This window comes from Kitasatospora sp. NPDC090308 (assembly GCF_044769485.1).
In the GTDB taxonomy this organism is placed as follows: domain Bacteria; phylum Actinomycetota; class Actinomycetes; order Streptomycetales; family Streptomycetaceae; genus Kitasatospora; species Kitasatospora fiedleri.
In genome coordinates, this window is the sequence record NZ_JBIVXY010000004.1 from 245,391 (window position 1) to 271,591 (window position 26,201).

Genomic DNA, 26,201 nt, shown 5'->3' on the forward strand with positions numbered 1-26,201 from the left:
GGTGGGGCGCGCCTCCGTGGGCGTGGGGGGTGGGTTCAGCGGGTCGGCCAGGGCGAGACGCGCATGGGCAGCGCGTCGGGCCGGATCAGCGCCTGGACCACCGGCCGGACCCGGTGCCCCTGGACCGGGTGCGGGCGCCAGCGGGTGACGATCGAGCGGAGGACGACCAGCATCTCGGTCATCGCGAAGTGGTCCCCGATGCACTTCCGGTTGCCCAGGGCGAACGGCACGTAGACGCCCGGCGGGAGGTCCTTCTCGGGGCGGTCGAGCCACCGGTCCGGGTCGAACCGCAGGGGGTCGGGGAAGTGCGCGGGGTCCCGGTGCATCGTCACCGCGCTGTAGATCAGCTCGGCGCCCGCGGGGAGTTCGACGCCGCGGACCCGCACCGGTTCCAGGGCCCGCCGCATGAGGATCCAGCTGGGCTGGTGCAGCCGGAGCACCTCCCGGAGGAAGCGGTCGGTGAAGGGGAGCGCGGCGGCGCCGGGGAGGGCGTCGGCGGGCAGCGCGTCACACTCCGCCTTGATCCGGTCGGTGATCTCCGGGCGCCGTCCGAGTTCGTGGAGCGCCCAGGCCAGCGTGGTCGAGGTGGTCTCGGCGCCGGCCATCAGCAGGGACAGCAGTTCGTCGCGGGCCTCCGTGTCGGTCATCCCGTCCGGGTTGCCGGGGGTCGGGGCGAACATGGCCGACAGCAGGTCGCCGTGGTCGGCGGGGTCCTGCCGGGCCTGCCGGACGGCGGTGTCGGCGAGTTCGCGCAGCGCGGCGGCCGCGGCCAGGTACCTGCGGTGCCCGAGCGCGGGCGAGGTCGCGATCCGCGCGGGCAGGACGGTGCCCACGAAGACCCCGCGCATCACCGTGGTCAGGTGTTCGGCCACCCGCTCCCCGAGCGCGGCCACCGCGGCGGCACCGTCCGGGCGTCCGGTGCTGAACAGGGTGGCGACCAGCATGGCCGTCATCATCCGGCGCAGCACCAGGTCCATGGCGATCACCTCGCCCGGCCGCCAGGCCGCCACCTGCTCCTCCGCGATGCCCGCCATCGTGCCGACGCACGCGGCGATGCCGTCGCGGCGGAAGGCGGGTTGGAGCGCCCGCCGTTGGCGCCGGTGGAGGTCCCGGTCGGAGGTGATGATGCCGTTGCCGATGAAGGGGCGCGCGACGTCGAACAGCAGCCCTTTGCCGAACTTCCGGCCCTGCGTCACCATGACCTCGTGGACCGCCTCGGGCGAGTTCAGGACGAACACCGGCCGGTTGCCGAGGAAGATCCTGACGATGTCGCCCTGGCCCCTGACCGACTGCAGGAACTCCACCCGCCGGACGGCCAGGTGCGGCAGGTGCCCGAGGAGCGGCAGCCGGCCCGACGCGACGGGCGCCACCGCCGGAGGAGCAACGGAACGCACGGTCTCACACCTCCCTGGAGTGCGGGTCGGAAGTCGCTCTGCTCCGGATGTCCCCCTGCGTCCGACGCGGCTTGAGCATGTCCCGTCATCTTCGGAGAGGTCAAGCACCTGGCCGAAAACGCACCCCCGGAGCGCCCGGGTCCGGAAAGCCCGGGAGGGCGGGGAGTACGCGCTTCACGGCCCCTTACTGCACACTGTGTGCAAGTGCGAACGTATTGCGGAGTGGAGGGCGGGCTGGTGGCGAAGTCGCCGGTGGTGCTGGGGATCGAGTCGTCCTGCGACGAGACGGGCGCGGGGCTGGTGCGGGACGGGGTGCTGCTCGGGCAGGCAGTGGCCTCCAGCATGGACGAGCACGCCCGCTACGGCGGCGTGGTCCCGGAGATCGCCGCCCGCGCGCACGTCCACGCCATGGCCCCGGTGGTGCGCGAGGCCCTGGAGCGCGCCGGGTTGACCCTCGCCGACGTCGGCGCGGTGGCCGTCACCACCGGCCCCGGCCTGTCCGGCGCGCTCCAGGTCGGCGTGGCGGCGGCGAAGGGCTACGCGTTCTCGCTCAGCGTGCCGCTGTACGGCGTGCACCACCTGGCCGGACACGTCGCCGCCGCCACCCTGGACGGCGGGCCGCTGCCGAACCCCTGCGTGGTGCTGATCGTCTCCGGCGGCCACACCTCGCTGCTGCTGGTGCGCGACCTGGCCCGCGATCCGATCGTCCACCTCGGCGACACCCTGGACGACGCGGCCGGCGAGTGCTTCGACAAGACCGCCCGCGTCCTGGGCCTGCCCTACCCCGGCGGCCCCGCCGTCGACCGCGCCGCCCGCACCGGCGACCCGGCCGCCGTCCGCCTGCCCCGCCCGCTCACCGGACCGCACGACGACCCGTACGCCTTCTCCTTCTCCGGCCTGAAGACCGCCGCCGCCCGCTGGGTCGAGGCCCACCGCGCCGCCGGCACCACCCCCCGCGTGCCCGACGCCGCCGCCTCCCTCCAGGAGGCGATCGCCGACACCCTCACCCGCAAGGCCGTCCGCGCCTGCACCGACCACGGCGTCACCACCCTCGTCGTGGTCGGCGGCGTCGCCGCCAACTCCCGCGTCCGCGCCCTGACCGAGCAGCGCTGCGCCGCCGCCGGCATCACCCTGCGCGTCCCGCCACCGCGCCTGTGCACCGACAACGGCGCGATGGTCGCCGCCATCGGCGACCTGCTGGCCCGCTCCGGCGCCGCACCCGCCCCGCTCGACCTCTCCGTCGACCCGTCCGCCCCGCTGGAGCACGCCGCCCTCACCCCGCGCCCCCGGCAGGCCGCATGACGCCGCACCAGGTCGTCGGGCCGGTTTGACCATCCGCGGAGCGACGTGGGGATACTCCCCCATGGCAACGGCAACCGGAGCACGGGGCACGACGGCGGTACGCGGGCGGATGGTCTGGTTCCGGGCCGACCCGTTCCTGACCGACCGGGCGGAGTCCTTCGTCCACGAGCCCGACGGCCTGCTGATCTGCGAGGACGGCAGGATCACCGCGATCGGCGACCACACCGCGCTGCGCGACCGGCTCCCCGCGGGCACCACCCCGGTGCACTACCCGGACCACGTGATCAGCGCCGGGTTCGTCGACACCCACGTCCACTACGCGCAGACCGGCGTCATCGCCGCGTTCGGCTCGCGGCTGGACGACTGGCTGGACCACTACGCCTACGCCGAGGAACGGCGCTTCGCCGACGCCCGGTACGCCGCGGACACGGCCGCCGCGTTCTGCGACGAGCTGCTGCGCAACGGCACCACCACCGCGCTGGCCTTCTGCACGGTCCACCCGCAGTCGGTGGACGCCCTGTTCGCGGAGGCGTCCCGGCGCGACCTGCGGATCGCGGCGGGGAAGGTGCTGATGGACCGGGACGCCCCCGACGCGCTGCTGGACACCGCCCGGCGCGGCTACGACGACTCCAAGGCACTGATCGAGCGCTGGCACGGCAAGGGCCGCAACCTCTACGCGATCACCCCGCGCTTCGCCCCCACCAGCACCCCCGAACAGCTGGAGGCGGCCGGGGCCCTGTGGCGGGAGCACCCGGGGACGCTGGTGCACACGCACGTCTCGGAGAACACCGACGAGGTCGCCCGCGTCCGCTCGCTGTTCCCGGAACGGAGCGGCTACCTGGACGTCTACGACCACCACGGGCTGCTCGGCCCCCGCGCGGTGCTCGCCCACGGCGTCCACCTGACCGGGCGGGAACGGGCCCGCTGCTCGGAGACCGGGACGGCGCTCGCGCACTGCCCCACGTCCAACCTGTTCCTCGGCAGCGGCCTGTTCCGCGTCCGCGCCGCCAAGGACCCGGCCCGGCCGGTGCGCCTCGGCCTGGGCACGGACGTCGGCGCGGGGACGAGCTTCTCGATGCTGGCGACCATGAACGAGGCCCACAAGGTCGCCAAGCTCACCGGCTACTCGCTGGACGCGGTCGAGGCGTTCCACCTCGCCACCCGCGGCGGCGCGCAGGCGATGGGCCTGGAGGGGACGGTCGGCTCGCTGGAACCCGGCCACGAGGCCGACTTCGTGGTGCTGGACCCGAAGGCCACCCCGCTGCTGGCCCGGCGCACCGCCCGGGCCGAGGACGTCGAGGAACTGCTCTTCGTGCTCGCCGTGCTGGGCGACGACCGGGCCGTCCGCGCCACCTACGCCGCCGGCGTCCTCGTCCACGACCGCGACGCACCCCCGGCCGCCGCCGCGCCCTGATCCCGACGCGCCACCGCGTCCGCCCACGCGTCCGGCCCGCACCTCCGCCGCGAGCCGGTCCGGCGGTCGGGCGATCGGGCGATCGGGCTGGCGGGCTGGCGATCAGGAGAGGAGCGCGCGGACCGCGTCCTCGACCGGGCCGTGCGTGGCGACCGGCCCGCCGTCGGCGCCCAGTCCGCCGAGGGCCGGGGCGATGGTGACGCCCTCCTCGAACAGTTCGATCAGGCGCGGGTCGATGTAGGAGGCCCGGCAGACGGCCGGGGTGTTGCCCAGGTAGTCGGCCACCTCCCGGACCACCCGCGTCACCGCTCGCCGCCGGGCCGCCTCGGACCTCGCGGCCGCCGGCCGCGAGACGGCGAGCCCGACCGCGGCCAGGACGGTGGCGTTCCAGGTCCGGAAGTCCTTGGCGGTGAGGTCGCTTCCGCCGGTCTCGCGCAGGTACGCGTTGAGGTCGCTCCCGTGCACCTCGTGCCACGAGCGGCCCTCCCGGTGGACCAGGAGCCGCTCGCCCGGGTACCGGCTGCGCAGCAGGGACCGGACCACGGCGTGGGTCGGCGGGTCGGCGAGGGCCGCGATCCGCCGCCGGCCGGACTTGGCCGGGTAGTCGAAGCGGACCTCGCCGCGGGCCAGGGTGACGTGCGAGCGCAGGACGGTGGTCAGGCCGTAGGAGCCGTTCTCCCGGGCGTAGGCGTCGGAGCCGATCCGGAAGAGCCCGAGGTCCAGCAGGCGGGTCGCGCACGCCAGCACCCGTTCGCGGCCCAGTCCGCGCGCCGCGAGGTCCCGCTCGACGGCGGCCCGCAGCTTCGGGAGGGCCGCCGACGCCGCCACGACGTGCTCGTGCTTGGCCTCGTCCCGCCGGGCCCGGAACGCCGGGTGGTAGAGGTACTGGCGGCGGCCGGCCGCGTCGGTGCCGACGGCCTGGAGGTGCCCGTTGGGGTACGGGCAGATCCACACCTCGGTCCAGGCGGGCGGCACCGCCAGCGCCTTGAGGCGGGCCCGCTCCCCGTCGCCCACCGGCCGGCCGTCCGGGGCGAGGTACCGGAAGCCCCGGCCGTGCCGCACCCGCCGGTACCCCGGCCGGTGGGGGTCGCTGGTTCTCAGGCGCACGGTCGAGGTCCTTCCGTCACGGTCGCGGCTTTGCGGCTCTGCGGCTCTGCGGGGGTCGGGGCAGCGGGGCGGTCAGGGCAGCGGGGTGCCGCCGGTGGCGTTGACGATGTCGCCGGTGATGTAGCCGGCCTCCGCCGAGGCCAGGAAGACGTAGGCGGGGGCCATCTCGGCGGGCTGGGCGGGGCGGCCCAGCGGGGACTGCTTGCCGAACCCGGCGACCTTCTCGGCGTCCATCGTGGCGGGGATCAGCGGCGTCCACACCGGGCCCGGGGCGACGGCGTTGACCCGGACGCCCTCGGGGGCGAGCTGCTGGGCCAGGCCCTGGGTGAACGTGACGACGGCGCCCTTGGTGGTCGCGTAGTCCAGCAGGTGCGGGCTCGGCTTGTAGCCCTGGACGGACGCGGTGTTGATGATCGACGACCCCGGTTTCAGGTGCGGCAGCGCCGCCCGGCAGAGCCAGAACATCGCGTACAGGTTGGTCTTCACCACCCGGTCGAACTGCTCGGTGGTGATGGCGGCCAGGCCGTCCGGCTGGGACATCTGGTAGGCGGCGTTGTTGACGAGCACGTCCAGGCCGCCGAGTTCGGCGACGCAGCGGGCCACCAGGTCCGTGCAGAACCGCTCCTCCCGGACGTCCCCCGCCACCGCCAGGGCGCGCCGTCCGGCGCCGCGGACCAGCCGGACCGTCTCCCGCGCGTCGTCCTCCTCCTCGGGCAGGTGGCAGAACGCGACGTCGGCGCCCTCCCGGGCGAAGGCGAGCGCGACGGCCCGGCCGATGCCGGAGTCCGCGCCGGTGACGAGCGCGACCCGCTCCGCCAGGCGGCCGGTGCCGCGGTAGGTGTCCTCGCCGTAGTCCGGTTCCGGGTCCATCTCCGCGCTGCTCCCGGGGTGCGGCTGCTGCTGCTCGGCGAAGTCGGGCTTCGGGTACTGCTCGACGGGGTCGCTCGACGCGGACCGGTCGCGGGTCATCGCTCGTTCCTTCCTCTCCGCCCGCCCGGCCCACGGAGCGGGGACCGCGGCGGGGCGGTACCGGCGTCGGTGGTCACTGCGCGGGGGCGGGCCAGGCTCGGGTGGCGAGTGCCGAGGCGACGTGGTGCAGGTTGGCGGCCATGGTGCGGCCGGTGGTGTGCGCCCAGTCGTGGCCCTTCTCCTCGTCCAGGTAGTCGGGGCCGGGGCCGGGGCCCAGGTGCCAGTACGTCCAGGCCTGGGCGGGGATCGTGTAGCCGATGTCGACCAGGCCGCCGCAGATTTCGCTGATCACGTGGTGGGCACCGTCCTCGTTGCCGGTCACCACCACGCCGGCCACCTTGCCGAACGCGACCGGGACGCCGTCGTCGTCCGCCTCGGAGATCATCGCGTCCATCCGCTCCAGCACCCGCTGGGCGACCGAGGACGGCCGACCGACCCAGGTCGGCGAGGCGACGATCAGGATGTCGGCGGCGAGCAGCCGCTCGTGGACGGCGGGCCACTGGTCGCCGCCGCCCATGTCGGTCTTCACACCGGGCCGGATGTCCAGGTCGACAACCCGGACGGTACCGACCTCCACCCCGCGCTCGGCCAGGGCGTCGGCGACGTGGGAGGCGAGGGCGTCCGTGTTGGACGGCTCGGGCGAGGGCTTGAGGGTGCAGTTGAGGATGAGTGCGCGCATGATCCGCGCCTACCCCGCCCGCCGGAGCCCAAGGCAGCAGGGTCGCCGGGTTCACCCGACCGGCGGCAGGACGCTCCGCGCCCGACCTCCCCGGCCAGGGCCGCGCCGGTCAGGGCATGGGGTGGGCGTGCAGGACGACCGGCAGCCCGGACCCGCGCGACGGGGACAGCGGGCTGGCGACCTGACCGGTGACCTCCACCAGGAACGTGCCGTCGGCGTCCGCGTACACGGCTCCTCCCCCGGGGCCGGTCCGGCCGGTGCGGTACACGGTGACGGTCCGCGCCCGGCAGTGCGCGCCCGGACGGCCGGGCAGGGTGACGACGTACCGCTCCGGCTGGGTCCGGCTGTCGGTGCTCATCGCCGCCCCCGGTGGGCCAGGGCACCGGCGACGCTGTCGTGCACCTCGAACACCGCCCGGGTGCCGGTGGCCTCCAGCAGCCGGGCCGTCTGCGGGAGCGGCCCGGCCAGCACCAGCCCGGACCCGGCGGCCTCGGCCTCCTCCCGGGCCCGCAGCAGTTCGTTCAGCCCCGTCACGTCGCAGAACACGAGCCGGGACAGGTCCAGCACCAGCAGTCGGGCCGGCGCGGCACGCAGGGCGCGCTCCAACGCCCGGCGCAGGAGGCGCCGCTGGTCGAGGTCGATCTCCCCGTCCAACCGCAGCACCCGGACCCGGCCGGGGACCTCCACCACGGTCGGCCTGAGCACGGGGGCGGGGGCCTCGGCGGGCAGGGAACGGAGCAGCTGTTCGACGGACATGAGCGGGCCTCCTGCGCACGGGGGAAGCTGTCCACCAACGATGCTGCCTCGCCCCGCCCGCCCGGTTCAAGCCCGGCACGCAACCGGCACCCGACCGCCCACCCGCACCACCGGCCGGGACCGGCGTCCGTGCACCTCGGCCCGTGACCGCGACCGTACGAGCGAGTCCTCTTCACAGCCCTTCCTCCCGTCCTCGCAGCACGTGCCCGCGCACCGGCCGGGACTGTTCCGGAAGCCCTCCCGCGGCCCTGTGACCGAGCGCGCGGTACGGCGGGTCGGGCAGAGCCGGGCGGCGGTCACCCGGCCCGTCGCGCTGTCCGGCCGGGGGTGTCCGTTGCCACCCGGCTCGACCGGGCACGCCACGACCTCGACCGGGCCGTCCGTCCCTGGGCGAGGGCGGCGTCTCAGCCGGGTCCACCAGGTCCACCGGGTCCGTCCGCTTCGTGGAGCAGGAGCGCGGCGACCGCCCCCGGGTCTTCGCGCATGGCGTTGTGGGCGGTCGGCAGGTCGTGGACGGTCCATCCCGGGTCGGCGAGCAGCCGGGTGCGCTGGTCGGCGAACGGTGTGCGGTCCTCCCATCCCGAGCAGTAGACGAACTCGCGGCGGGGGACGTCGGCGTGGGCGCCCGTGAGGCGGACCGTCTGCAGGAAGGCGGCGAGCGGGTGGGGGCGACGGCGCGGGTCGCCGTCCGGCCGCCACGGGGGTTGGACGGCGTAGCCGCTGGTGGCCGCACCGGCGACGAACGACTCCCGGTAGCCCTCGTTCATGAGGGACCAGCACGACTCGCCGTCGCGCGGTACGCAGGCGTCCAGGTACACCAGGCGGCGGACCCGCCGGTCGGCACGGTCGGCGGCGGCGGTGATCACCATCCCGGCGTAGCTGTGGCCGACCAGCGTCACGTCGTCGAGGTGGGCGCGCTCCAGCAGGCGCAGCACGTCGTCGGTGTGGGTGTCGAGGTTGGCGGTGGCGATCGTGGCGGGGTCGTCGTGGGGGCGGAGGCCGGTCAGGGTCAGGGTGTGGACGGTGTGGCCGACCCGCTCCAGCAGCGGGACCACGGCCTCGAACGCCCAGGAGCCGTGCCAACCGCCGAGAACAAGGACGAACGTTGCCATGGGACTTCCCCTCACCTGCTCGGCCGTGGCGTCGGGGGCCACCGCTCACGACGAAAAGCCTCGTCGACGCACGTCGTGGCTTGCCACCGATAGGCTGCCAACCGATGCCCGTTCGCCGCCAAGCCCGCCCGGACGCCGGCGCCACGTCGCTGACGTGGCCCTCCGGCGGGCGCCACCTGTGGCCCTCCGGCGGCGGCAGCGGGGTCCAGGCGCACGCGCGCGGGCACCTGGTCTACGCGGCCAGTGGTGTCCTGGCGCTGCACACCGAGAGCGGGACGTCGATCGTCCCGGCCAACCGGGTCGCGTGGACACCGGCCGGGTTCACCCACCGCCATCGCGCCCACGGGGACACGGACATGCGGATCGTCTTCCTGCCGCCGTCCCTGGCCCGGCTGGTGCCGGGGCGTCCGGCGGTGTTCGGCGTCTCCGGCCTGGCGCGGGAGGTGCTGCTCGCCCTGACCGGCCCGCGCGGCGACGGCCACCACGGCTCGGGCGGTGGGGGTGGGGCGGTGCCCGGCTACGGCCGCGCCGCGCGCGGGCGTCTGTTGCGGGTCCTGGTCGAGGAACTCCGCGAGGCCGACGAACAGCCCTTGCACCTGCCGCACCCGCGCGACGACCGGCTGCGGGCGATCGAGCGGATCCTGTCCCGGACGCCCGCCGACACCACCACGCTGGCCGGGCTCGGCCGGCAGGTCGGGACCAGTGCCCGCACCCTGAGCCGGCTGTTGCGCGCCGAGCTCGGCATGACGTTCTACGAGTGGCGCACGCAGTTGCGCGTGCACCACGCGCTGGTGCTGCTGGCCGAGGGCCACGACACCACGTACACCGCCCACGCCTGCGGCTGGGCCAACCCCAGCGGCTTCATCGCGGCGTTCACCGACCTCGTCGGCACGACCCCGGGCCGCTACCGGGCCGGCGGACAACGCGGGCCGGGTCACACCCGCCAGGGGGCGTGAGCCCCCCGGCTCCACCATCCGCGGCCGGGTTCCGACCACCGCGTCCCGGCTCCTCGGCGCCACCGACAACGCCCGCCCGAGTCGCCGACCCGCGTGCTCACTCACCGCGTACTCACTCGCCGACCGAAGCGCTCGGTCACCGGCCCCGCCCCCGTCCGGCTCCGTCCTCGTCCGGCCGGGTGCCGGGGGTCAGACCTCCAGTTCCAGCCAGCCGAGGTCGTTGATCTCGGCGGTCAGGCCCTCGGCGCGGCGGCCGCGGTCCTTGAAGTAGTGCTCCTGGAGGGCGCCGGCCAGGATGCGCTGCTGCTCGCTCTCGCCGGCCCCGGCGTCGCGGGCGGCGTAGAGCTCGCGGGCGACGTCACCGGGGAGGTGCTGGGTGATCAGCCGCTCGCGCGGGTCGTCCGTCGACCCGCCCGCCGCGCTGTAACCGAACCTGGCCTGGATGTGCAGCATGAAGCCCTGCTCCTCGGCGCGGCGGCGGACCCGGCGGCGCACGCCGGGCTGCCAGGTGGCCCGGACGCGTTCCTCGATCCGGCGGGCGGCGTCCGGCTTGGGGGCGATGGTGCCCTTGAGCCAGCGCTGCACGGTGCGCTGGGAGACGCCGAGTTCGGCGGCGACGGCCCGGGTGGAGCCCTTGGCCCGCTTGACCAGGTACCGGACCCGGGCGGGCACGGTGCGCGGGATAGGCCGGGTCCGCTCGACCCGTTCGAGTCCTTCGTCGATCTCCCCCACGGGGCGTCACTTCCTCGCTGCTGCGCTGGGACGGTTCACTCGTCGGCGGAGACCAGGCCGCCGGTCTTGATGTGGCGGGCCGGGTTGGCGCCGTCGGCGAGCAGTTCGCGGATCTCGGCGAGCGGTCGGCTGCCCTCGAACTTGACGTGCCCGGGCGAGACGCCGAGCCGCAGCGCGGTGCAGACGCTGCCGTCGGGGCGGCGCAGCACGTCCAGCGCCGAGGGGCCGGGGGCGGCGAAGACCGCGCAGTCGGAGAGCACGGCGAGCGGCGGGGTGCCGAGTTCGGCGTGCAGCCGGGTGAGTTTGCGGTGCAGGTTGACGGTGGCGGTGTCGATCACCAGGGCGCGCACCAGCGGGTCCCAGGTGGGTCGTTCGAGGGCGGCCCAGCGCTGGCCGGGGCGGTAGCCGAAGCCGCGCGGGCGTTCGCGGAACTTGCCGATGGTGCCCTTGGCGGTCTGCTTGATCGCGCCGAGCACGGCAAGTTCGGCCGGGTCGCCGTCGCCGAGCGCGGCCATCGCGTCCAGGAAGGCCGCCGGGTCGCGGTCGGCGAGGTCGAGCGGGACGCCGAGCGCGGCCATGGTGTCGACGTACGCCTGCCGCAGCCGCTTGTGCCACGGGTCGAGGTACGGGCCGGACTCGTGGCGCAGCCAGCCCTCGCTGGGGCGGACGTCCGCGCCGAGCTCGACGGCGTACGCGAGTTTGGCGGTGCTGTACCAGGCGGGGCCGGTGGGGGCGCTGCCGTCGGCGGTGAACGGGTTGGGCAGCAGCGGGTCGAGGGCGAGGCCGCTGAGGTCGGCGCGCCAACTGCCCGGGGTCTTCTTGTCGAAAGTCGGGTTCAGCTCGTGGACGGGTTCGGAGAGCGGGACGTTGAGGCGCCCGGCGGCGGCGAGGAAGGCCATGTTGACGTCGAGCCCGACGGCGAACGGCGCGGCGGACTCCCGGTCGGTGAGCGGGCGGTGCCAGTCCCAGGCCTCGGTGACCAGGACGGCGTCGTCCTCGCGGTCGGCGGCCAGCGGGTGCTCGTCGGGGACCTCGGGCGGCGCCGCGTCGAACACCCGGGCCCGGGAGCCCTCCACCGGCCCGGACGTCCAGCCGCTGCCGGTGCGCACCGGCCGGGTCGGCGGGCGCAGCGCGGTGACGAGTTCTAGTCCGGAGACGGCGGTGGAGCCGCGTGGGGTGTGCACCCGGCGGGCGTACGTGCCGAGCAGGCGGGCGAGTTCGGGGGCGGCGAGCCCGTCCGGGAGCTTCCAGCCGCCGCCGTCCAGCGCGCCCCACGGCAGCACGCACAGTTGCACGCACTGCCGGCGGCCGGCCTCGGGCTCGCGGTAGATCCGGGCCCAGGGGCCGAACCCGCGCCGGGTGAGCTGCCAGCCCTCCTTCGCCAGCGCCTTGACCTGCTGGTGGGTGTCGGGCAGCCGACCGATCCGGGCGACGTACTGGGTCTTCTCGTCGCGCCCGGCGGGCGGCAGACCGAGTTCGGCGGCGGCGGCGTCGGTCAGCACCAGCAGCGGGTCGCCGTCCTTGCCGTAACGGTGCAGCCGCGCCGAACCGAGCCGCACCCGCAGCGCCCACTCCAGCAGCCCGGCCACCGTCCGGCCCGCCGGCCGCTCCCCGGGCACCTCCGCACCGTCCGCGCCGTGCGCCACCAGCCCGCGCCCGTCCGCCGCCACGTCCACCACCACGAGCGGCCCGGCCGGGAAACGGGCGGCGGCCGCCTGCTCCCAGTCCTCCCCCTCACTGCCCCTGCGCGTCCGCCCACCCCGCGCCTCGGCGCCGCGCGACCTGGCCGGGGCCGGAGCGGAGACGGGCTCCGGGGCCGGCACGGGCGCGGTGGCAGCTACGGGTACAGGAACGGGGGCGGGTACGGCCCCGGGCATCGGCGGACGGCAGAAGCCCCCGAGGTGCATGGGCCGCCCCTGCGCGCGGTACACCGACGGCTGCCCGCACTGCACGCACGGCGCGGCGTCAACCATCACCAACGAACCGTCCGGGCGCTGATCGAGCATCACCGCCTGCTGCTCAACCGCCCCGGCCTCCGCCTCCGCCTGCGCCTCCCTCTCCGGCACCGGTTCTACCGGAAGCTCCTCCGCCAACTGCGCGGCGATGCCCTCCAGCAGGCGCGCGTACGCCGCCCGGCCCTCGCCCTGCGGGTCGCGACGGCCCTGCTCCCAGGCGGTGAGCGTGCTCGCGCTGATCCCGAGGGCCTGCGCGGTCTCGGACTTCGTCAACCCGTACGCCACCCGCAGGCGTTCGCGTTCGGCCGGTTCGGGGAGCGGGACGACCCTCCGGGGGCCGGTTCCGAGCAGGGCGCCGATGGCGTCCGGGGTGCCGGTCACCTCACGCCTCCTTCGCCCGCGGAGCGCCGGGGGAACCGGCTCCGCTCCCGTACCACGCTGCCGGGCGGGGGCCACACATCGTGCCGCTGCACCTCTTCTTGCATCCTGCCGAACGGTCGAACTCCCGCCCAACATAGACACGCCCCGAGCAGCGGCACAAGCAACCCCACCCACGAGCCCCCGCCGCACCCACCTACCGCCGCCCGACTACGCCCCGAACCCGACGACCCCCACGGGGAACTCGTCGGCCAAGTACCCCTCGGGGGTCAAGGTGGCGGATCCCTCGTGAGGCTGCTCCGCGATGCGGCGCCGAATCCCCTCCACCACCCCCCTCCCGCACCCTCACTCGACACCAACGCATGTCACTCGTCTGTTCGCCAGGTGAATTCGACAGCTCCCGAGTAACACTTCAACGCCAAATCGTCACGCTGAGTATCAAGATCCACCGCCCAAGTGACGGAACGTCACGAAAGGCGGGCGGGCGCGTACCCGGCCCGGCCGGGGCTCGTTGGGCGGGGCATGAAGAAGATGATCACTTGTGCGGCGGTCGGGCTACTCGTCCTGGCCGCCGCCGCGAGCCCCGCAGGGGCGGCCACCACCCAGCGGTCCGGCGCTCACCTGGCGCGCGGGCACGGCGTCGCGGCCTGTCCCGCCGACGCGTTCTGCCTCTACGAGCGCGAGGATAACAACGGACAGCAGAACGGCGAGATCTGGGTGTTCCAGCAGGCGAAGCGCGGCGTCACCACCCCCCGGCTGGACCTGCCCCGCACCGGGGCGTTCGGGCTCGGCCGCTCCGCGGTGGCCAACGACAAGGACTTCGTCACCATCCGCCTGTCGCCCGACCCCTGCTCCACCGTGCACAACCCGGCCCGCGACTGGGAGTACCTGATCTTCATCCCGGACAGCGGCTACCCGGACCGCACCGCTCGCGTCCCCGACCTGAGCCGTGCGAAGGGCATCCACCACACCGCCCGGGAGGTGGACGAACCGGGCCGCCAGGTGGTCTCCGGACGCACCCTCGACCTGAACCACCGGGCCCGCTGCCTACTCTTCGACGAATCCACTCCCGGACTCTGACGCCCCACCGTCCCGGCCATCGCCCTCCTTCGACCCTCACATCCACCCCGGCCCCGCCATCGGCGCCACCCCCGCCGTCACCGCCACGGCTACCGCCCGGCGGGCGCCGGCCCCCACTCCCTCGGTCCTACTCTCCGGTCCTCCCCCCGGCCCTCACTGTCCGGGGTGCTGCACGAACACGTAGGTCTCCCGGTCGAGTTCGGTGACCTCCACGCAGAACGCGGCGGGCACCCGGACGTACGCGCGCAGCAGCTCCATCACCCGGGTGGTGAGCGTGCTCCGGATCTCTGCGCTGCGACCGGCCAGGAGCTTGATCTCGACAAGCACCACCGCCTCCGTCGACGCACCGTCGCCCACCAGGTGCTGCGCAGCCTCGCGCACCAGTGTCTTGCAGTCCTCCACCCGGGTGTCGACGACGGCGGGAATCAGCTGGTGCACCTCCTTGGCGAAGCCCGTGGCGTCGAAGTCCAGGTCCGGCGAGTGGTCGATCAGGATCTGCGGCACGGCGGTCGCCCTTCCCGGACGGCGGGCCGCACCGGGGCCTTCCCGGGTCTGCCGCGTCCGTGATCCAGAACATAGCCCCGCGACGACACTCCCGGCGGGCATACTGGCGCAATGCCCGACCGCCGCCCGCCCGATGCCGTCGAACCTCCGGACCCGTTCGAAGGTCTGGTCCTGGACGAGGAGTTCATCCGCTCCGCCACCGTGAGCGAGCCGTCCGCCCGGACCAGGATGCTCAGCGAGCGCTGGCGCCACGAGCCTCCGGTCGATCCGGGTGGCCGCCGCTGGTCCCAGGACGGCCCGGCCCGCACCCGCCGCTCCGGCTCCGGACGGTTCGGCACCCGGTTCCGCACGCTCAGCCGGGGCGAGCGCTGGACGGTGGTGCTCGGTGTGCTGATCGTCCTCCTCGTGGTCGGCGGGCTGCTGTTCGGACCGAACCGGGCGCACACCCCGCAGATCGCGTCCCCGGGCACCCGCCCTGGCAGCCCCCGTCCCACCGTCGACCAGGCGCTTCCCGGCGGCGGGACGTTCGCCGGCAGCAAGTGCGGGCAGCACGGCTACCACCACTTCCCGACCACCGCCGACGCACTCCCCGCCGGGGAGTCCGCCGGGAAGCCCACCGGTCCCTGGCTGCGCTTCGCCTCCTACGGCTACCAGCGGCTGGACGCCGGCCGGCCCGGCGAGTTCGTCTTCGACCTGGAGCTCGGCTCTGACTCGGACGCCCCGCTGGTACTCGCCGCCCCGCTGGGCAGCGCGGGCGTCGCGGTCGAGATCGAGGGCCCGAACGGGGTGGTGGCCGCCGCCCACGGGCTGCCCACCACGGTGGACGGCGCCGCGCACACTCCCGACGGCCGGGGCTGGCTGATCACCGACGGCGGCGCGACCGCCCACGTGGTGCTGCCCGCCGCAGCGCTGTGCCCCGGCGTCGACGCACCGGCGCTGGCCGCCGGGCTGACCCCGCGGACCGACGCCGGCCAGAACGTCACCGGCCCCGCCCCCTACACCCTCACCGTGTCGGCGGCCGATCCGGAGATCGCCGAACTACGCCGCCCGCTGGGAACGCGGTCCGGTGGCGAGGTGCTGGCGGCCACCAACCAGTCGCTACAGGCGGTGGCGAAGCCGGTCTGACCGGGCGGGCGAGTTCGAGGGGAAGTCCGCCCGGCTGCGGCTGCCGCCGTACGCGAGGAAGTCGTACGGCACGCGGCCGTGGCCGGTCCTGGCGTTGAGCGCCGCGACGGCGGCCTCGGCGACCGGGCCCTGGGCCCGCACCAGTTCCTCGATCCGCCCGACCGGCGGTTCACCCTCTCTCCAGTTGTCAAGGAACTGCCCCCCCCGGGGCGGTCTCCGCACCCGGCCCCGACCAGCACCGCCGCCCGCGCCCGCGGCAGTACCGGCACCGACGTCACGGCTCAGCGCCGTGCCGTCATGGTCGACCCAGCAGTTGGGTACCGGCGGTGCTCTCCGTCCGGGCGGTGAAGAACTCGGCGAATCCCCTCACGAACTCCTCCTCGGTGATCTGTCCGTCCCCGTCGGTGTCCAGTTGGCGGAAGCCGTGGGTCAGTTCGGCGGGATGGACCCGGGAGCCGCCGAACAGGGTGCGGTACTCCTCGGCGTCCAGCAGGCCGCTGTGGTCGAGGTCGGCGGCGCGGAACATGGCGCGGACGGCGACGTGCAGTCCCTGGTCCAGGTAGTCCGGGTCCCGGTCGATGCCGGCGAGCATCGCGGTGACGAACTCCTCGCAGGAGATCTCGCCGTTGCCGTCGGCGTCCACGGTGGCCAGCAGGTGGTGCCACCAGGTGTCGAAGGCGGCGTACACGGCGGACTCACCGGCCTGGTCGAGCTCCAGCGGCCAGCAGATGTTGTGGGCCATCGCCTGGAAGTCGGCCGAGGTCAGCCGTCCGTCCCCGGTCTGGTCCATCACCTGGCGGTAGAACGCGGCCATCCGCGCCGGCCGGTTGTCCCGGCGCGGGGTGCGCGCCGGGCGCGGTGCCCTGGCCTGCTGTGGTCGGGCCCGCCCGCCGTCCGACAGCGTGCGGTAGCGCAACCGGTCCGGCAGTTGGAGCGCCACCGCCCGGGCGCCGCGGTGGACGACCCAGGAGAGCACGGCCGCGCCCCGGCTGCGCGGCAGGCCGAACTTGGCGCGGAACTCCGGTGGCAGGTCGGCCAGGGTGAGCGTGGTCAGGAAGCGGGCGACGAGTCTGCGCAGCAGCGGCCAGGCGGGGCGGAGCCGGCCGAGGCGGCGCGGGGCCGGCGCGCGGGTCAGGACGGTGTACAGCATGTCCTGGGCCGCTTCGGTGAACTCCAGGGTGTCCCGGATGGTGGCGCCGATGTAGCCGGGAACGTCGGCGGCGGTGGGCGGGAACAGTTCGTCGGGGAGTTCGAAGGCGGCGCAGACCCTGCGGAACTCCCGGTAGAGCCGGTCCAGTTGGGCGGGGCGCAGCGGGCGCCCGGCGAGCGCGTGGAGGGCGGTCATCGCCTCGTACAGCGTCACCAGCACCCAGACCCGGACGGCGGGGTCGAGCGCGGTGTAGGGACGGCCCCGGTCGTCGACCCCGGCGATCCGGCGGTGGCTCCGTGCGAGTCGTTGGACCTCCAGGTGCAGGGCTTCCCGGTCGGCGGAGAACAGGCGTCGGCCGCTGTCCATGGTGTGCTCGATCCGCCGCCACGGGTGGCTGCGGTAGGTCGACAGTTGGCTGACCCCGGCGGCGACCGCCGGGTGCGCGTTCTGCAGCACCAGCAGCCGCCAGGCGACCAGGGCGATCCGCTGTTCGCCCAGGGTGCGGCGGAGCATCGAGCCTGCTCCCGATCCGCCGGTGCCCGTCCGCGTGCTTTCCGTCATGGTCTGCTCCCCCCTGGGCTTTTCGGCCCGATCCGTACCGCTCCGTCCCTGTCTTGTCAGCAACCCTAGGGTCCGTGGAGACGGGAACTCGGTGCTACGGAGGCCAAACCACCCGCCGGAGCGAATTCTTGTGCGATTCTTCGCTCGCACGAGTGGGGCGTGATCAACCGGAGTTGACGTTCTCCCGGGGAACGCACCAGCGGCGGGCGCCCGTCAGTCCCACCAGAAGGACCACTGCGCGGCTCCGACCAGCCCGGGCGCGTACTCGGTGAGCGTGCCCGCGCCCTGGAAGATGTTGTCGGGGCAGAACGCCAGGTGCTCGGCGGCGATCCGCAGCGCGCTCCGCTCGTCGCCGGGCGGGGCGGCCACGCTCAACTCCAGCTCCGCGAAGCCGACCTGGACCAGCCGGGTGCCGTAGCGGCGCTCCCAGTCCAGCAGGACGGCGGACACCTTGGCGATGTCGTCCTCGTGGTTGACCGGGCCCGACCAGCCGCAGGCGGTCAGCGCCTCCGCCCCGCTCGCCGCGGCGACCAGGCCGATCCGCAGGTGCGCGTTGCCCGCGAGCAGTTCCCGGGCGAGCGCGCGGGCCGCCCCGTCGGGGTCGCCGGCCTGCTCGGCCGCGGGCGCGGTGCCGGGCCAGCCGTCGAGGAACGGGGCGACGGACCGCCCGAGTTCGGACATCTCGTCCGGGTCGAGCGGCTCGCCGTCGGAGTCCACGACCGTGGAGTACTCCCAGCCGGTACGCAGCAGCGCGGCCGGGTCGTACCAGTCGGGTTCGCTGGCGGAGACGGTGTCGAGTTCGCCCGTCGCCCAGGGCCGGAACTCCTCCTCCCCGACCCGCAGCGGCGCGAGCAGCAGCGGCCACAGCCCGCTGCGCGGGTGCTCCCGGTGGAGCTTCTCCCACAGCCCGAGCGGTGCCGGCCCGTCGCTCAGCCAGAGCACCGGCGCCGCCTCCTCCCCTCCCTGCCGGGGGCTGACCAGGCGCCCGGCGGGCAGCAGTCCGGCGACGGTACTCGGGTCCCCACTGGGCAGCAGACGGCGCAGATCGTGCTCGGCATCGGTCATGCGAACACGCTAGCGACCACGGGTGACAAGTTCCGGCACCGCGCCCGGACGGGACCCGCCCTCCCGTCCGGGCACCGCCGCCGCGTCGGCCCCGCGCTGCGCCGCCGCGCTGAGGAACCGGTGGTCGAGGCCGAGCCGCCGGTAGAGCCCGATCGCCGCCGTGTTCCAGTCGTCCACCATCAGCGCCGCGCGCGGCGACCGCGCCAGGATCCCGCCGAGCACCAGTCGGCAGGCCGCCGCCGCGTGCCCGCGTCCGCGCCCGTGCACGGGGTCGCTGACCACACCGGCGAGCAGGCCGACCGTCGGGGCGGGCCACGCGTCGGCGGCGAGCGCCGTGAGCCGCCCGGCCTCGTCGCGGACGCCCGCCCAGGCACGGACGCCCGGCCGGTGCGGGTGGGCGTACGAGGCGGGGAAGTGGCGGTCGATCAGCTCGGCGGCCTCGTCCCACTCGTCGGGAGCCAGCCAGTACGCGCCACCACCGCCACCCGCCGCCCCGGCACCGAGCGGTGGAGCGCCGGTCCCGTCGCGCTGCATCCAGCCGAACCGCCCGCGCGACTCCAGCCCGTCGTGGCGCGCGCAGAGTTCCGCGAGCAGTTCGGCGTCCCCGAACGGGCGGTAGCTCGGGCCGACCAGGGCCGTCACCCCGTCCAGCAGCGGCAGCAGTTCGGCGGCGGGCCCGCGGACGGCGATCCGGTCGCGCCCGGAGAGCGCGGGCGAGGCGACGGCGACGGCCCGGCCGGAGGCGGAGGTCCAGGCGCGGGCGCCGCCGGCGAGTCCCTGCGCGGCCCAGACCAGCACGCTGTCGTCGTCGGTGGCGGTGCGGAGTCGCTCCTCCGTGGTCAGTTCGAGCACGGAGCCATTCTGCGCCGCACTGTCCGTCCGCCCCGCCCCGGGGTGACGGCGCCGCGTTCGCCCTGGTCAGGGGAGTCCGGTCCTCCTGCGGTAGTGCGCCCATCAGCCATCACCACCACATGTGACATACCACCTGCCCCCTGTCGAGGCGTCGCCGTCAGGCTGACATACAGTCAGCCACTCCTCTCCCTGCCGGGTTCGGAGGGGAGGAGTGGACGCGGAGCCGGGTTTTCATTACGGTCTGGCATCGAACCCGTCTTCGGATGATCACTCGAACGACGAACGAAGCGCGAAGAGTTCGCCCGGCAGAACCGGAAGAAGGAACCTCGGATGGCCTCCCACCGCCGCCCCAAGCAGCCGAGCCGAGCGCGGGTGACCGTGCTCACGGGTGCCGCCGCGACCGTGGTCGCCCTCTCGGCCCAGGCCGGGGCGCACGCGGCGCCCGCCCAGCCGTCCAAGGACGAGGTGAAGGCCCAGGTCGACAAGCTCACCGGCGAGATGGAGCAGGCCACCGAGAAGTACAACGGGGCCAAGGAGCGGGCCGACCAGCTGCGCCAGCAGGCCGGCCAGTTGCAGGACCAGGTGGCCCGCAGCCAGGAGCAGCTGACCGCGCTGGCCTCGGGGCTGGCCGAGGTGGCGGCCGACGAGTACCGGCAGGGCGGCGTCGACCCGTCGATGCAGCTGATGCTCTCCGCGGACCCGGACCAGTACCTCACCAAGGCGTCCTCCTTCAACCAGGCCGCCGACACCCAGAGCGAGATCCTCAAGGCGCTCAAGGACCAGCAGCGCCGCCTGGACCAGCAGAAGCAGGAGACCTCGTCGATCCTGGCCGAGCTGGACACCGAGACCAGGACGCTGAACGACACCAAGGGCGAGGTGCAGTCCAAGCTCGCCGAGTCGCAGCGGCTGCTCAACCAGCTCAGCGCCGCCGACCGTGCGGCGATCCTCGCGGACAACGGGGGCACCGCCTCGCGCGGCGCCGACCGGTTGGACGTCGCCGACCTGCCTGAGGCTTCCAGCGGCGCCGCCCAGGCCGCCGTGACCACCGCGCTCGCCCAGCGGGGCAAGCCGTACGTCTGGGGCGCCGAGGGGCCGAGCAGCTTCGACTGCTCCGGGCTGATGGTGTACGCGTACGCCCAGGCCGGCGTGCACCTGCCGCGCACCTCGCAGGAGCAGGCGCACGCGGGCAGCAGCGTGGGCCGCGACTGGCACAACGCCCAGCCCGGCGACCTGGTGATCTACAACGTGCACGGCGCCCAGGACCACGTCGCCATGTACATCGGCAACGGCATGGTGGTGCACGCGCCGAAGCCCGGTGCCCCGGTCCGCACCATGGCGGTCGACGCGCTGAGCATCAGCACCATCCGCCGGATCTGACCGGCCCCCGCATCCACCGACGCACGGCCGCCCGGCTCCCGGGCGGCCGTGCGCGTTCGACGGGCACGGGCGTTCGACGACCGCTCAGGACCGTCCGGGCAGCCCGCCGGCCGTACGGCGGTCGGGCAGCTGGCCGGCCACGATCGACGCCAGCGCCAGCGCGAAGCCCAGCAACTGCACCAACCCGAGCGTCTGGTCCAGCAGCAGCGCGCCGAGCACCGCCGCGACCAGCGGCGACAGCAGGTTCAGCACCGCGACGCCGGTGACCGGGAGGCTGCCGATGCCCTGGAACCAGAGGGCGTACGTGAGCAGTCCGCCGACCAGGCCCAGCCAGAGGTAGCCGAGCGCGGCCCGGCCGTCGACCGCCGGGGGCGCGCCCTCGAACAGGAAGGTGGTGGGCAGCAGGAACAGGCCGCCCGCGGTGAGCTGCCAGCCGGTCAGCGCGAGCGGGCCGACGCCTTCGGGGCGGCCCCAGCGCTTGGTGAGCGTGACGCCGAGCGCCATGGTGGCGGCGCCGCCCAGCCCGGCGGCCACGCCGACGGCGTCCAGCCCCGCGCTCGGTCCGATCACCACCAGCCCGACGCCGGCCACACCGACCAGTCCCCAGCCCAGCCGCCGGGCGGACAGCCGCTGGCGCAGCACCGGGACGGCGAGCAGGGCGACGGCCATCGGCTGGACGGCGCCGAGGGTGGCGGCCACGCCGCCGGGGAGGCGCTCGGCGGCGGTGAACAGCAGCGGCAGGAACAGGCCGATGTTCAGCACGCCGAGCACCGCGGCCTTGCCCCACCAACTGCCGCGCGGCAGGGTCCGGGTGACGGCCAGCGCGATCAGACCGGCGGGCAGGGCGCGCAGCAGGGCGGCGGACATCGGGTGGTCGGGGGCAGCAGTTCGGTGGTGACCACGTAGGTGGTGCCCCAAACCATCGGGGCGAGCGCGGTGAGCGCGGTGCGGGGCAGGGTGCCGAGACCGGCGCGGCGGGGCGAACCCGGGGACGGGGCGCGGGTGTCGAGCGGGCTGACGGTGGGGGTGGTGCCGGGGTTCGCTCTCATGGGCAGCAGTTTGGCTCCGGCCCGATCGATGAGTCCAACACATGTTTGTCAGCTCATCGATCTCGTTCCATGATGGATCGCATGGAACTCCAGCAGGTGCGCTACGTCCTCGCGGTCGCCGAGACGCTGAGCTTCACCCGGGCCGCCGAGCGCTGCCTGGTCGTGCAGTCGGCGCTCAGCCACCAGATCGCCCGGCTCGAACAGGAGCTGGGCGCCCGGCTGTTCGAGCGCACCAGCCGCCGGGTCCGGCTGACCGCCGCCGGGGAGGCTTTCCTGCCGGCCGCCCGGCAGTGCCTGGAGGCGGCCGAGCGGGCCGCCGCCGAGGTCGCGGCGGCGGTCGGCGAGGTGCGCGGGCGGCTGGCGGTCGGGCTGATCTCGACCGTCACCGCGGTGGACATCCCGGTCGGGCTGCGCGAGTTCCGCGGCCGGCACCCGCGGGTGCGGATCAGCCTGCGGGTGGGCGCCAGCAAGGACCTGGTCGAGCAGGTCCGCCAGGGCGCGCTGGACGTCGCCTTCCTCGGGCTGCCGACCACCTTCCGGCCCGAGGGGGTGACGGCCCGCGAGTTGGCCCGCGGCCCCCTGGTCGCCGCCGTCGCACCGGACCACCCGCTGGCCTCCCGCGGCCGGGTCCCGCTGCGCGAGCTGGCCGCCGAGCCCTTCGTCGACCTGCCGGCGGGCAGTGCGGGGCGGGCCCAGACCGATCTGGCGTTCGCCGCCGCGGGGCTGGTGCGCGACGTGGCCTTCGAGGTCGACGAGGCGTCCTACATCCCGCGCCTGGTGGGCCCGGGCCTGGCGGTGGCCATGCTGCCCGCCGCGTACGCCCCGCGGCTGACCGGCGTCGCCGTCGTGGAGGTCACGGACGCGCCGACCCGGATCGAGACGGTGGTCTGGCCGCGCTCCGGTCCCACTCCGGCGACCGCGGCGTTCCTGTCCCTGCTCGGCGTCCCGGGCACCGTCCCGGAGCAGGCCGAATCCGCTGGTACGACCATCGGATGATGACCCGTCAGGTCGCCGGGACATTGCGCCCCGTGTCCTCCCGTTTCCGTTTCGGCGACCCGCTGGCGGGGCGTTCGCGGCCTGTGCTTACCTGACGCCGTGACCGTCCGGCGGCGCCGCCGCACCGCCGGTACGGCGGGCACCCCGGCCGCGCAGACCCGCCGGCGGTGCCGTCTCCCCGCCCTCCCGCGTCCGAGCGACGGCTCCGCCGTGCCCGCGGCGCGCCCGCGATCCCGTACAGGAGCAGCATGTCCGAGCAGAGCCCCGAGGCCGTTCCCGGCTGGTCGTTCGAGACCCGGCAGATCCACGCGGGCGCGCAGCCCGATCCGGCGACCGGGGCGCGGGCGGTGCCGATCTACCAGACCACCTCGTTCGCCTTCCGGGACACCGCGCACGCCGCCGACCTGTTCGCGCTCGCCGAGCCGGGCAACATCTACACCCGCATCCACAATCCGACCACCGACGTGCTGGAGCAGCGCCTGGCCTCGCTGGAGGGCGGCGTGGCGGCGGTCGCGCTGGCCTCCGGGCAGGCCGCCGAGACGCTGGCGCTGCTGACGGTGGCCCAGGCGGGCGACCACCTGGTGTCCTCGGCCTCGCTGTACGGCGGCACGTACAACCTGCTGCGCCACACGCTGCCCCGGTTCGGCATCGAGGTGAGCTTCGTCGAGGACCCGGACGACCTGGAGGCGTGGCGGGCGGCGGTCCGCCCGAACACCAAGGCGCTGTTCGCGGAGTCGCTGGGCAACCCGCGCGGCAACGTGCTGGACGTGCGCGGGGTCGCGGACGTCGCGCACGCCGCCGGGGTGCCGCTGATCGTCGACAACACCGTGCCGACCCCGTACCTGCTGCGGCCGCTGGAGCACGGCGCGGACGTCGTGGTGCACTCGGCCACCAAGTTCCTCGGCGGGCACGGCACCACCATCGGCGGCGTGGTCGTGGACGGCGGCAGCTTCGACTTCGGCGCCCACCCCGAGCGCTTCCCCGGCTTCAACGAGCCCGACCCGAGCTACCACGGCCTGCGCTTCTGGGACGCCCTCGGCCCGGGCGCGTTCGCCGCCAAGCTGCGGGTCCAGCTGCTGCGCGACCTCGGGCCCGCGCTCTCCCCGCACTCGGCGTTCCTGCTGCTGCAGGGCGTGGAGACGCTGTCGCTGCGGCTGGAGCGGCACACCGCGAACGCCCTGGAGCTGGCCCGCTGGCTGGAGCGGCGCGACGAGGTGTCGGTCGTCCACTACCCGGGGCTGCCCTCCAGCCGCTGGTACGCGGCGGCCCAGCGCTACCTGCCGCGCGGTGCGGGCGCGGTGCTCTCCTTCGAGCTCCGCGACGGCGTCGAGGCGGGGCGGCGGTTCGTGGACGGGCTGGAGCTGTTCAGCCACCTCGCCAACATCGGGGACGTGCGCAGCCTGGTGATCCACCCGGCGTCCACCACGCACAGCCAGCTGGACGCCGAGCAGCTGGTGGCCACCGGGACGGCGCCGGGCCTGGTGCGCCTGTCGGTCGGGCTGGAGAGCGTCACGGACCTGCGGGCCGACCTGGAGGCGGGTTTCCGCGCGGCGAAGGGCGCGGCGTCCTGAACGGCCTGCCGCAGCTCGCCGTCCCGCCGTCCTCCGGGGCCTGGCGGGACGGCGATCCGGTCGGCGGGCGGCGCTGGTTCGCGCTGCCCGGGCCGCTCGCCCTGGAGGCGGGCGGCACCCTGCCGGGGGCCCGGCTGGCGTACCAGACCTGGGGCACGCCGCACCCCGACGGCTCCAACGCGGTGCTGGTGCTGCACGCCCTGACCGGTGACAGCCACCTCACCGGGCCGGCCGGACCGGGGCACCGGACGGCCGGTTGGTGGACGGAACTGGTCGGGCCGGGGCGGGCGCTGGACACCGACCGCTGGTTCGTGGTCGCGCCGAACGTGCTCGGCGGCTGCCAGGGCTCCACCGGACCGTCCGCCACCGCGCCGGACGGGCGGCCCTGGGGCAGCCGGTTCCCGTTCCTCACCCAGCGCGACCAGGTCGCCGCCGAGGTGCGGCTCGCCGACGCCCTGCGCATCGAGCGCTGGGCGCTGGTGGTCGGCGGGTCGATGGGCGGGATGCGCGCGCTGGAGTGGGCGGTGACCCACCCGGGGCGGGTCGGGGCGCTGCTGGTGCTGGCCACCGCGGCGGCGGCCTCCGCCGAGCAGATCGCGCACGCCTCCGCGCAGTTGCACGCGATCCGCGCGGACCCGGGGTGGCACGGCGGCGACTACCACCACCTGCCGCCCGGCGGCGGCCCGCACCGCGGCCTGGGCCTGGCCCGGCGCCTCGCCCAGATCACCTACCGCAGCGAGCCCGAGCTGGCCGCCCGCTTCGGCCGGGACCCGCAGTCCGGCGAACACCCCTGGCGGGGCGGGCGGTTCGCCGTCGAGTCGTACCTGGACCACCACGCCGCCAAGCTCGCCCACCGCTTCGACGCGGGCAGCTACGTGGTCCTCAACGAGGCCATGAACGCCCACGACCTCGGGCGCGGCCGGGGCGGCACCGCGGCGGCGCTGCGCCGGGCCGCCGTCCCGGCGCTGGTCGCCGCGGTCGACTCCGACCGGCTGTACCCGCCCGCCCAGCAGGCCGAACTGGCCGCGCTGCTGCCGGACGCCGACGCGCTGCGGACGATCTCCTCGCCGCACGGCCACGACGGGTTCCTGCTGGAGGCCGGGCAGGTGGCTCCGCTGTTCGCCGAACTGCTGCCGGCCGAACGGCGCTGACGTGTTGCTTCCGGGAGGCCGCCCGGGTCGGGGCGCTCAGGTGCTCAGGCGATCGAGGCGGCCACGATCGCCGCGGCGGCCAGGTTGCAGCTGGCCGACACCCACACCGCCGGGTGCGGCTCGGTGGAGACCAGGATCGTGCCGAGCCGTCCGGGGGTGAGCAGGTCCAGCAGCCAGAACGCGAGCGCCATCAGCAGCAGGCCGAGCACGCCGAAGCAGAGCGTGGACAGCAGGCCCTTGCCGAAGTCGTCGTAGGTGTACCGGATCGCGGTGTAGACGATGCCGCCGACGCCGAGCAGCGCGGAGCTGAGCAGCACGGCCGCGTTGCGGTTGCCCTCGGCCCAGATCAGCCGGCCGAGCTTGCCGGGCGTCAGCAGGTCGATCAGCAGGTAGCCGAGCAGCAGCAGGACCAGGCCCACCAGGCCGTAGACGGCGGCCGCGCCGAGGCCGTGGAGTATGTCGTTCATCTGCGGGGGCTCCCCGGAGGTCGGGCGCCCGTGCGGGCCGCCTCGTGGTCAAGGATCGGCAAAAGATATCCCACGGACGGCCCGGGGCACTGGCGTCCCGTCAGTTTCCGGGGGCACCTCCCCCACCGTCCGGCGGCCCGCGTACGATGATCCGCCATGACACCGCCGCCGCCTTCCCCCGCCACCGGACCGGACCGGCCGACCCCCGGTGCCCGCCGCCGCTCCGGCTTCGTCGCCCTGGGGATGGTCGGCACCCTCGCCCTGACGCTGGCCGGCTGCTCCTCGTCGAGCAAGACCCCCAGCCGCTGCGTCGACCCGGGCACCCTCAAGGTCCTCGACGCGCACTCCTGTTCGGCGGGCGGCTCGGGCGCGGGCCAGTGGTACTACTGCGGCTCCGGCACCACCACCGCGAGCGGCGGCACCTTCAGCAAGTCGGCCGCCAAGCGCGGCGGCTTCGGCTGCCCCAAGGGCAGCAGCAGCGGCTCGGGCGGAGGCTGAT

Annotated in this window: 24 protein-coding genes and 1 pseudogene; 10 read left to right on the plus strand and 15 right to left on the minus strand. The window is 75.0% G+C overall.

Annotation, left to right across the window (positions count from 1 at the left end; translation table 11 throughout):
- Positions 1-35: 35 nt before the first annotated feature.
- Complete coding sequence (locus ACIQVD_RS11650) at positions 36-1,394, minus strand: cytochrome P450 (RefSeq protein ID WP_400685109.1); 1,359 nt, start codon at positions 1,392-1,394, stop codon at positions 36-38.
- Between the two features lie 252 nt (positions 1,395-1,646).
- Between ACIQVD_RS11650 and tsaD the strand changes: the two genes are divergently transcribed.
- Both tsaD and guaD read left to right on the plus strand, forming a co-directional pair.
- The gene (gene tsaD / locus ACIQVD_RS11655) at positions 1,647-2,696 is read left to right on the plus strand and encodes a tRNA (adenosine(37)-N6)-threonylcarbamoyltransferase complex transferase subunit TsaD (RefSeq protein WP_402288661.1); all 1,050 of its coding nucleotides are present in this window, start codon (positions 1,647-1,649) and stop codon (positions 2,694-2,696) included.
- A gap of 61 nt (positions 2,697-2,757) precedes the next feature.
- Positions 2,758-4,110, plus strand: a complete 1,353-nt coding sequence (gene guaD, locus ACIQVD_RS11660) for a guanine deaminase (RefSeq protein WP_402288112.1) — start codon at positions 2,758-2,760, stop codon at positions 4,108-4,110.
- A gap of 102 nt (positions 4,111-4,212) precedes the next feature.
- Here guaD and ACIQVD_RS11665 read toward each other — a convergent pair whose 3' ends face one another.
- The 6 genes from ACIQVD_RS11665 to ACIQVD_RS11690 form a co-directional block, all read right to left on the minus strand.
- Positions 4,213-5,217, minus strand: a complete 1,005-nt coding sequence (locus tag ACIQVD_RS11665; RefSeq protein WP_400685101.1) for a DNA topoisomerase IB — start codon at positions 5,215-5,217, stop codon at positions 4,213-4,215.
- Between the two features lie 72 nt (positions 5,218-5,289).
- Complete coding sequence (locus ACIQVD_RS11670; RefSeq protein ID WP_400685098.1) at positions 5,290-6,186, minus strand: SDR family oxidoreductase; 897 nt, start codon at positions 6,184-6,186, stop codon at positions 5,290-5,292.
- A gap of 73 nt (positions 6,187-6,259) precedes the next feature.
- A complete protein-coding gene (locus ACIQVD_RS11675; RefSeq protein ID WP_402288114.1) occupies positions 6,260-6,865 on the minus strand; it encodes a flavodoxin family protein in 606 nt (201 codons plus the stop codon).
- A 109-nt stretch (positions 6,866-6,974) separates the two neighbouring features.
- Complete coding sequence (locus ACIQVD_RS11680) at positions 6,975-7,223, minus strand: DUF6296 family protein (RefSeq protein WP_400685094.1); 249 nt, start codon at positions 7,221-7,223, stop codon at positions 6,975-6,977.
- Positions 7,220-7,621, minus strand: coding sequence for an STAS domain-containing protein (locus ACIQVD_RS11685; RefSeq protein WP_402288117.1), 402 nt, complete (start codon positions 7,619-7,621; stop codon positions 7,220-7,222). Before ACIQVD_RS11685 ends, ACIQVD_RS11680 begins: the two co-directional genes overlap by 4 nt.
- 404 nt (positions 7,622-8,025) lie before the next feature.
- Positions 8,026-8,733, minus strand: coding sequence for an alpha/beta fold hydrolase (locus tag ACIQVD_RS11690; RefSeq protein WP_402288119.1), 708 nt, complete (start codon positions 8,731-8,733; stop codon positions 8,026-8,028).
- A 104-nt stretch (positions 8,734-8,837) separates the two neighbouring features.
- Between ACIQVD_RS11690 and ACIQVD_RS11695 the strand changes: the two genes are divergently transcribed.
- The gene (locus tag ACIQVD_RS11695) at positions 8,838-9,689 is read left to right on the plus strand and encodes an AraC family transcriptional regulator (RefSeq protein ID WP_402288121.1); all 852 of its coding nucleotides are present in this window, start codon (positions 8,838-8,840) and stop codon (positions 9,687-9,689) included.
- 189 nt (positions 9,690-9,878) lie between these two features.
- On the opposite strand, the gene tpg is transcribed toward ACIQVD_RS11695, so the two are convergent.
- A complete protein-coding gene (gene tpg / locus ACIQVD_RS11700; protein ID WP_402288123.1) occupies positions 9,879-10,421 on the minus strand; it encodes a telomere-protecting terminal protein Tpg in 543 nt (180 codons plus the stop codon).
- A 35-nt stretch (positions 10,422-10,456) separates the two neighbouring features.
- Positions 10,457-12,757, minus strand: coding sequence for a telomere-associated protein Tap (gene tap / locus ACIQVD_RS11705; protein ID WP_402288126.1), 2,301 nt, complete (start codon positions 12,755-12,757; stop codon positions 10,457-10,459).
- A 519-nt stretch (positions 12,758-13,276) separates the two neighbouring features.
- Here tap and ACIQVD_RS11710 point away from each other — a divergent pair.
- Entirely contained in the window at positions 13,277-13,834 is a 558-nt protein-coding gene (locus tag ACIQVD_RS11710; protein WP_402288128.1) for a hypothetical protein, read from the plus strand.
- A 153-nt stretch (positions 13,835-13,987) separates the two neighbouring features.
- Here ACIQVD_RS11710 and ACIQVD_RS11715 read toward each other — a convergent pair whose 3' ends face one another.
- The gene (locus ACIQVD_RS11715) at positions 13,988-14,338 is read right to left on the minus strand and encodes a 5-carboxymethyl-2-hydroxymuconate Delta-isomerase (protein WP_402288130.1); all 351 of its coding nucleotides are present in this window, start codon (positions 14,336-14,338) and stop codon (positions 13,988-13,990) included.
- Between the two features lie 111 nt (positions 14,339-14,449).
- On the opposite strand from ACIQVD_RS11715, the gene ACIQVD_RS11720 reads away from it, so the two are divergent.
- Positions 14,450-15,463 (plus strand): hypothetical protein, encoded by a 1,014-nt coding sequence (locus ACIQVD_RS11720; protein WP_402288133.1) that lies wholly within the window; start codon positions 14,450-14,452, stop codon positions 15,461-15,463.
- A gap of 295 nt (positions 15,464-15,758) precedes the next feature.
- On the opposite strand, the gene ACIQVD_RS11725 is transcribed toward ACIQVD_RS11720, so the two are convergent.
- From ACIQVD_RS11725 to ACIQVD_RS11735, 3 genes are all read right to left on the minus strand, one after another.
- On the minus strand, positions 15,759-17,174 hold the full coding sequence (locus ACIQVD_RS11725; RefSeq protein ID WP_402288136.1) for an oxygenase MpaB family protein: 1,416 nt from the start codon (positions 17,172-17,174) through the stop codon (positions 15,759-15,761).
- A gap of 213 nt (positions 17,175-17,387) precedes the next feature.
- Entirely contained in the window at positions 17,388-18,239 is an 852-nt protein-coding gene (locus ACIQVD_RS11730) for a DUF4253 domain-containing protein (RefSeq protein WP_402288138.1), read from the minus strand.
- 9 nt (positions 18,240-18,248) lie between these two features.
- Positions 18,249-19,091 carry a GNAT family N-acetyltransferase gene (locus ACIQVD_RS11735; RefSeq protein ID WP_402288140.1) on the minus strand — a complete coding sequence of 281 codons (843 nt, stop codon included), beginning with the start codon at positions 19,089-19,091 and terminating at the stop codon, positions 18,249-18,251.
- A gap of 330 nt (positions 19,092-19,421) precedes the next feature.
- On the opposite strand from ACIQVD_RS11735, the gene ACIQVD_RS11740 reads away from it, so the two are divergent.
- Positions 19,422-20,468, plus strand: coding sequence for an NlpC/P60 family protein (locus ACIQVD_RS11740; RefSeq protein ID WP_402288143.1), 1,047 nt, complete (start codon positions 19,422-19,424; stop codon positions 20,466-20,468).
- Positions 20,469-20,552: 84 nt separating this feature from the next.
- Here the strand turns inward: ACIQVD_RS11740 and ACIQVD_RS11745 are convergent.
- Positions 20,553-21,391: pseudogene (locus tag ACIQVD_RS11745) on the minus strand (EamA family transporter).
- 207 nt (positions 21,392-21,598) lie between these two features.
- On the opposite strand from ACIQVD_RS11745, the gene ACIQVD_RS11750 reads away from it, so the two are divergent.
- The 3 genes from ACIQVD_RS11750 (at position 21,599) to ACIQVD_RS11760 (ending at position 25,235) form a co-directional block, all read left to right on the plus strand.
- Positions 21,599-22,513, plus strand: coding sequence for a LysR family transcriptional regulator (locus ACIQVD_RS11750; RefSeq protein ID WP_400685061.1), 915 nt, complete (start codon positions 21,599-21,601; stop codon positions 22,511-22,513).
- Positions 22,514-22,761: 248 nt separating this feature from the next.
- Positions 22,762-24,084 (plus strand): bifunctional o-acetylhomoserine/o-acetylserine sulfhydrylase, encoded by a 1,323-nt coding sequence (locus tag ACIQVD_RS11755; protein ID WP_400685058.1) that lies wholly within the window; start codon positions 22,762-22,764, stop codon positions 24,082-24,084.
- Entirely contained in the window at positions 24,081-25,235 is a 1,155-nt protein-coding gene (locus tag ACIQVD_RS11760) for a homoserine O-acetyltransferase (RefSeq protein ID WP_402288664.1), read from the plus strand. Before ACIQVD_RS11755 ends, ACIQVD_RS11760 begins: the two co-directional genes overlap by 4 nt.
- 44 nt (positions 25,236-25,279) lie before the next feature.
- Here the strand turns inward: ACIQVD_RS11760 and ACIQVD_RS11765 are convergent, their stop codons facing one another.
- On the minus strand, positions 25,280-25,702 hold the full coding sequence (locus ACIQVD_RS11765) for a DUF350 domain-containing protein (protein WP_100838857.1): 423 nt from the start codon (positions 25,700-25,702) through the stop codon (positions 25,280-25,282).
- A gap of 156 nt (positions 25,703-25,858) precedes the next feature.
- Here ACIQVD_RS11765 and ACIQVD_RS11770 point away from each other — a divergent pair, with 156 nt between their 5' ends.
- Positions 25,859-26,200, plus strand: coding sequence for a hypothetical protein (locus tag ACIQVD_RS11770; protein WP_402288146.1), 342 nt, complete (start codon positions 25,859-25,861; stop codon positions 26,198-26,200).
- Position 26,201 lies beyond the last annotated feature (1 nt).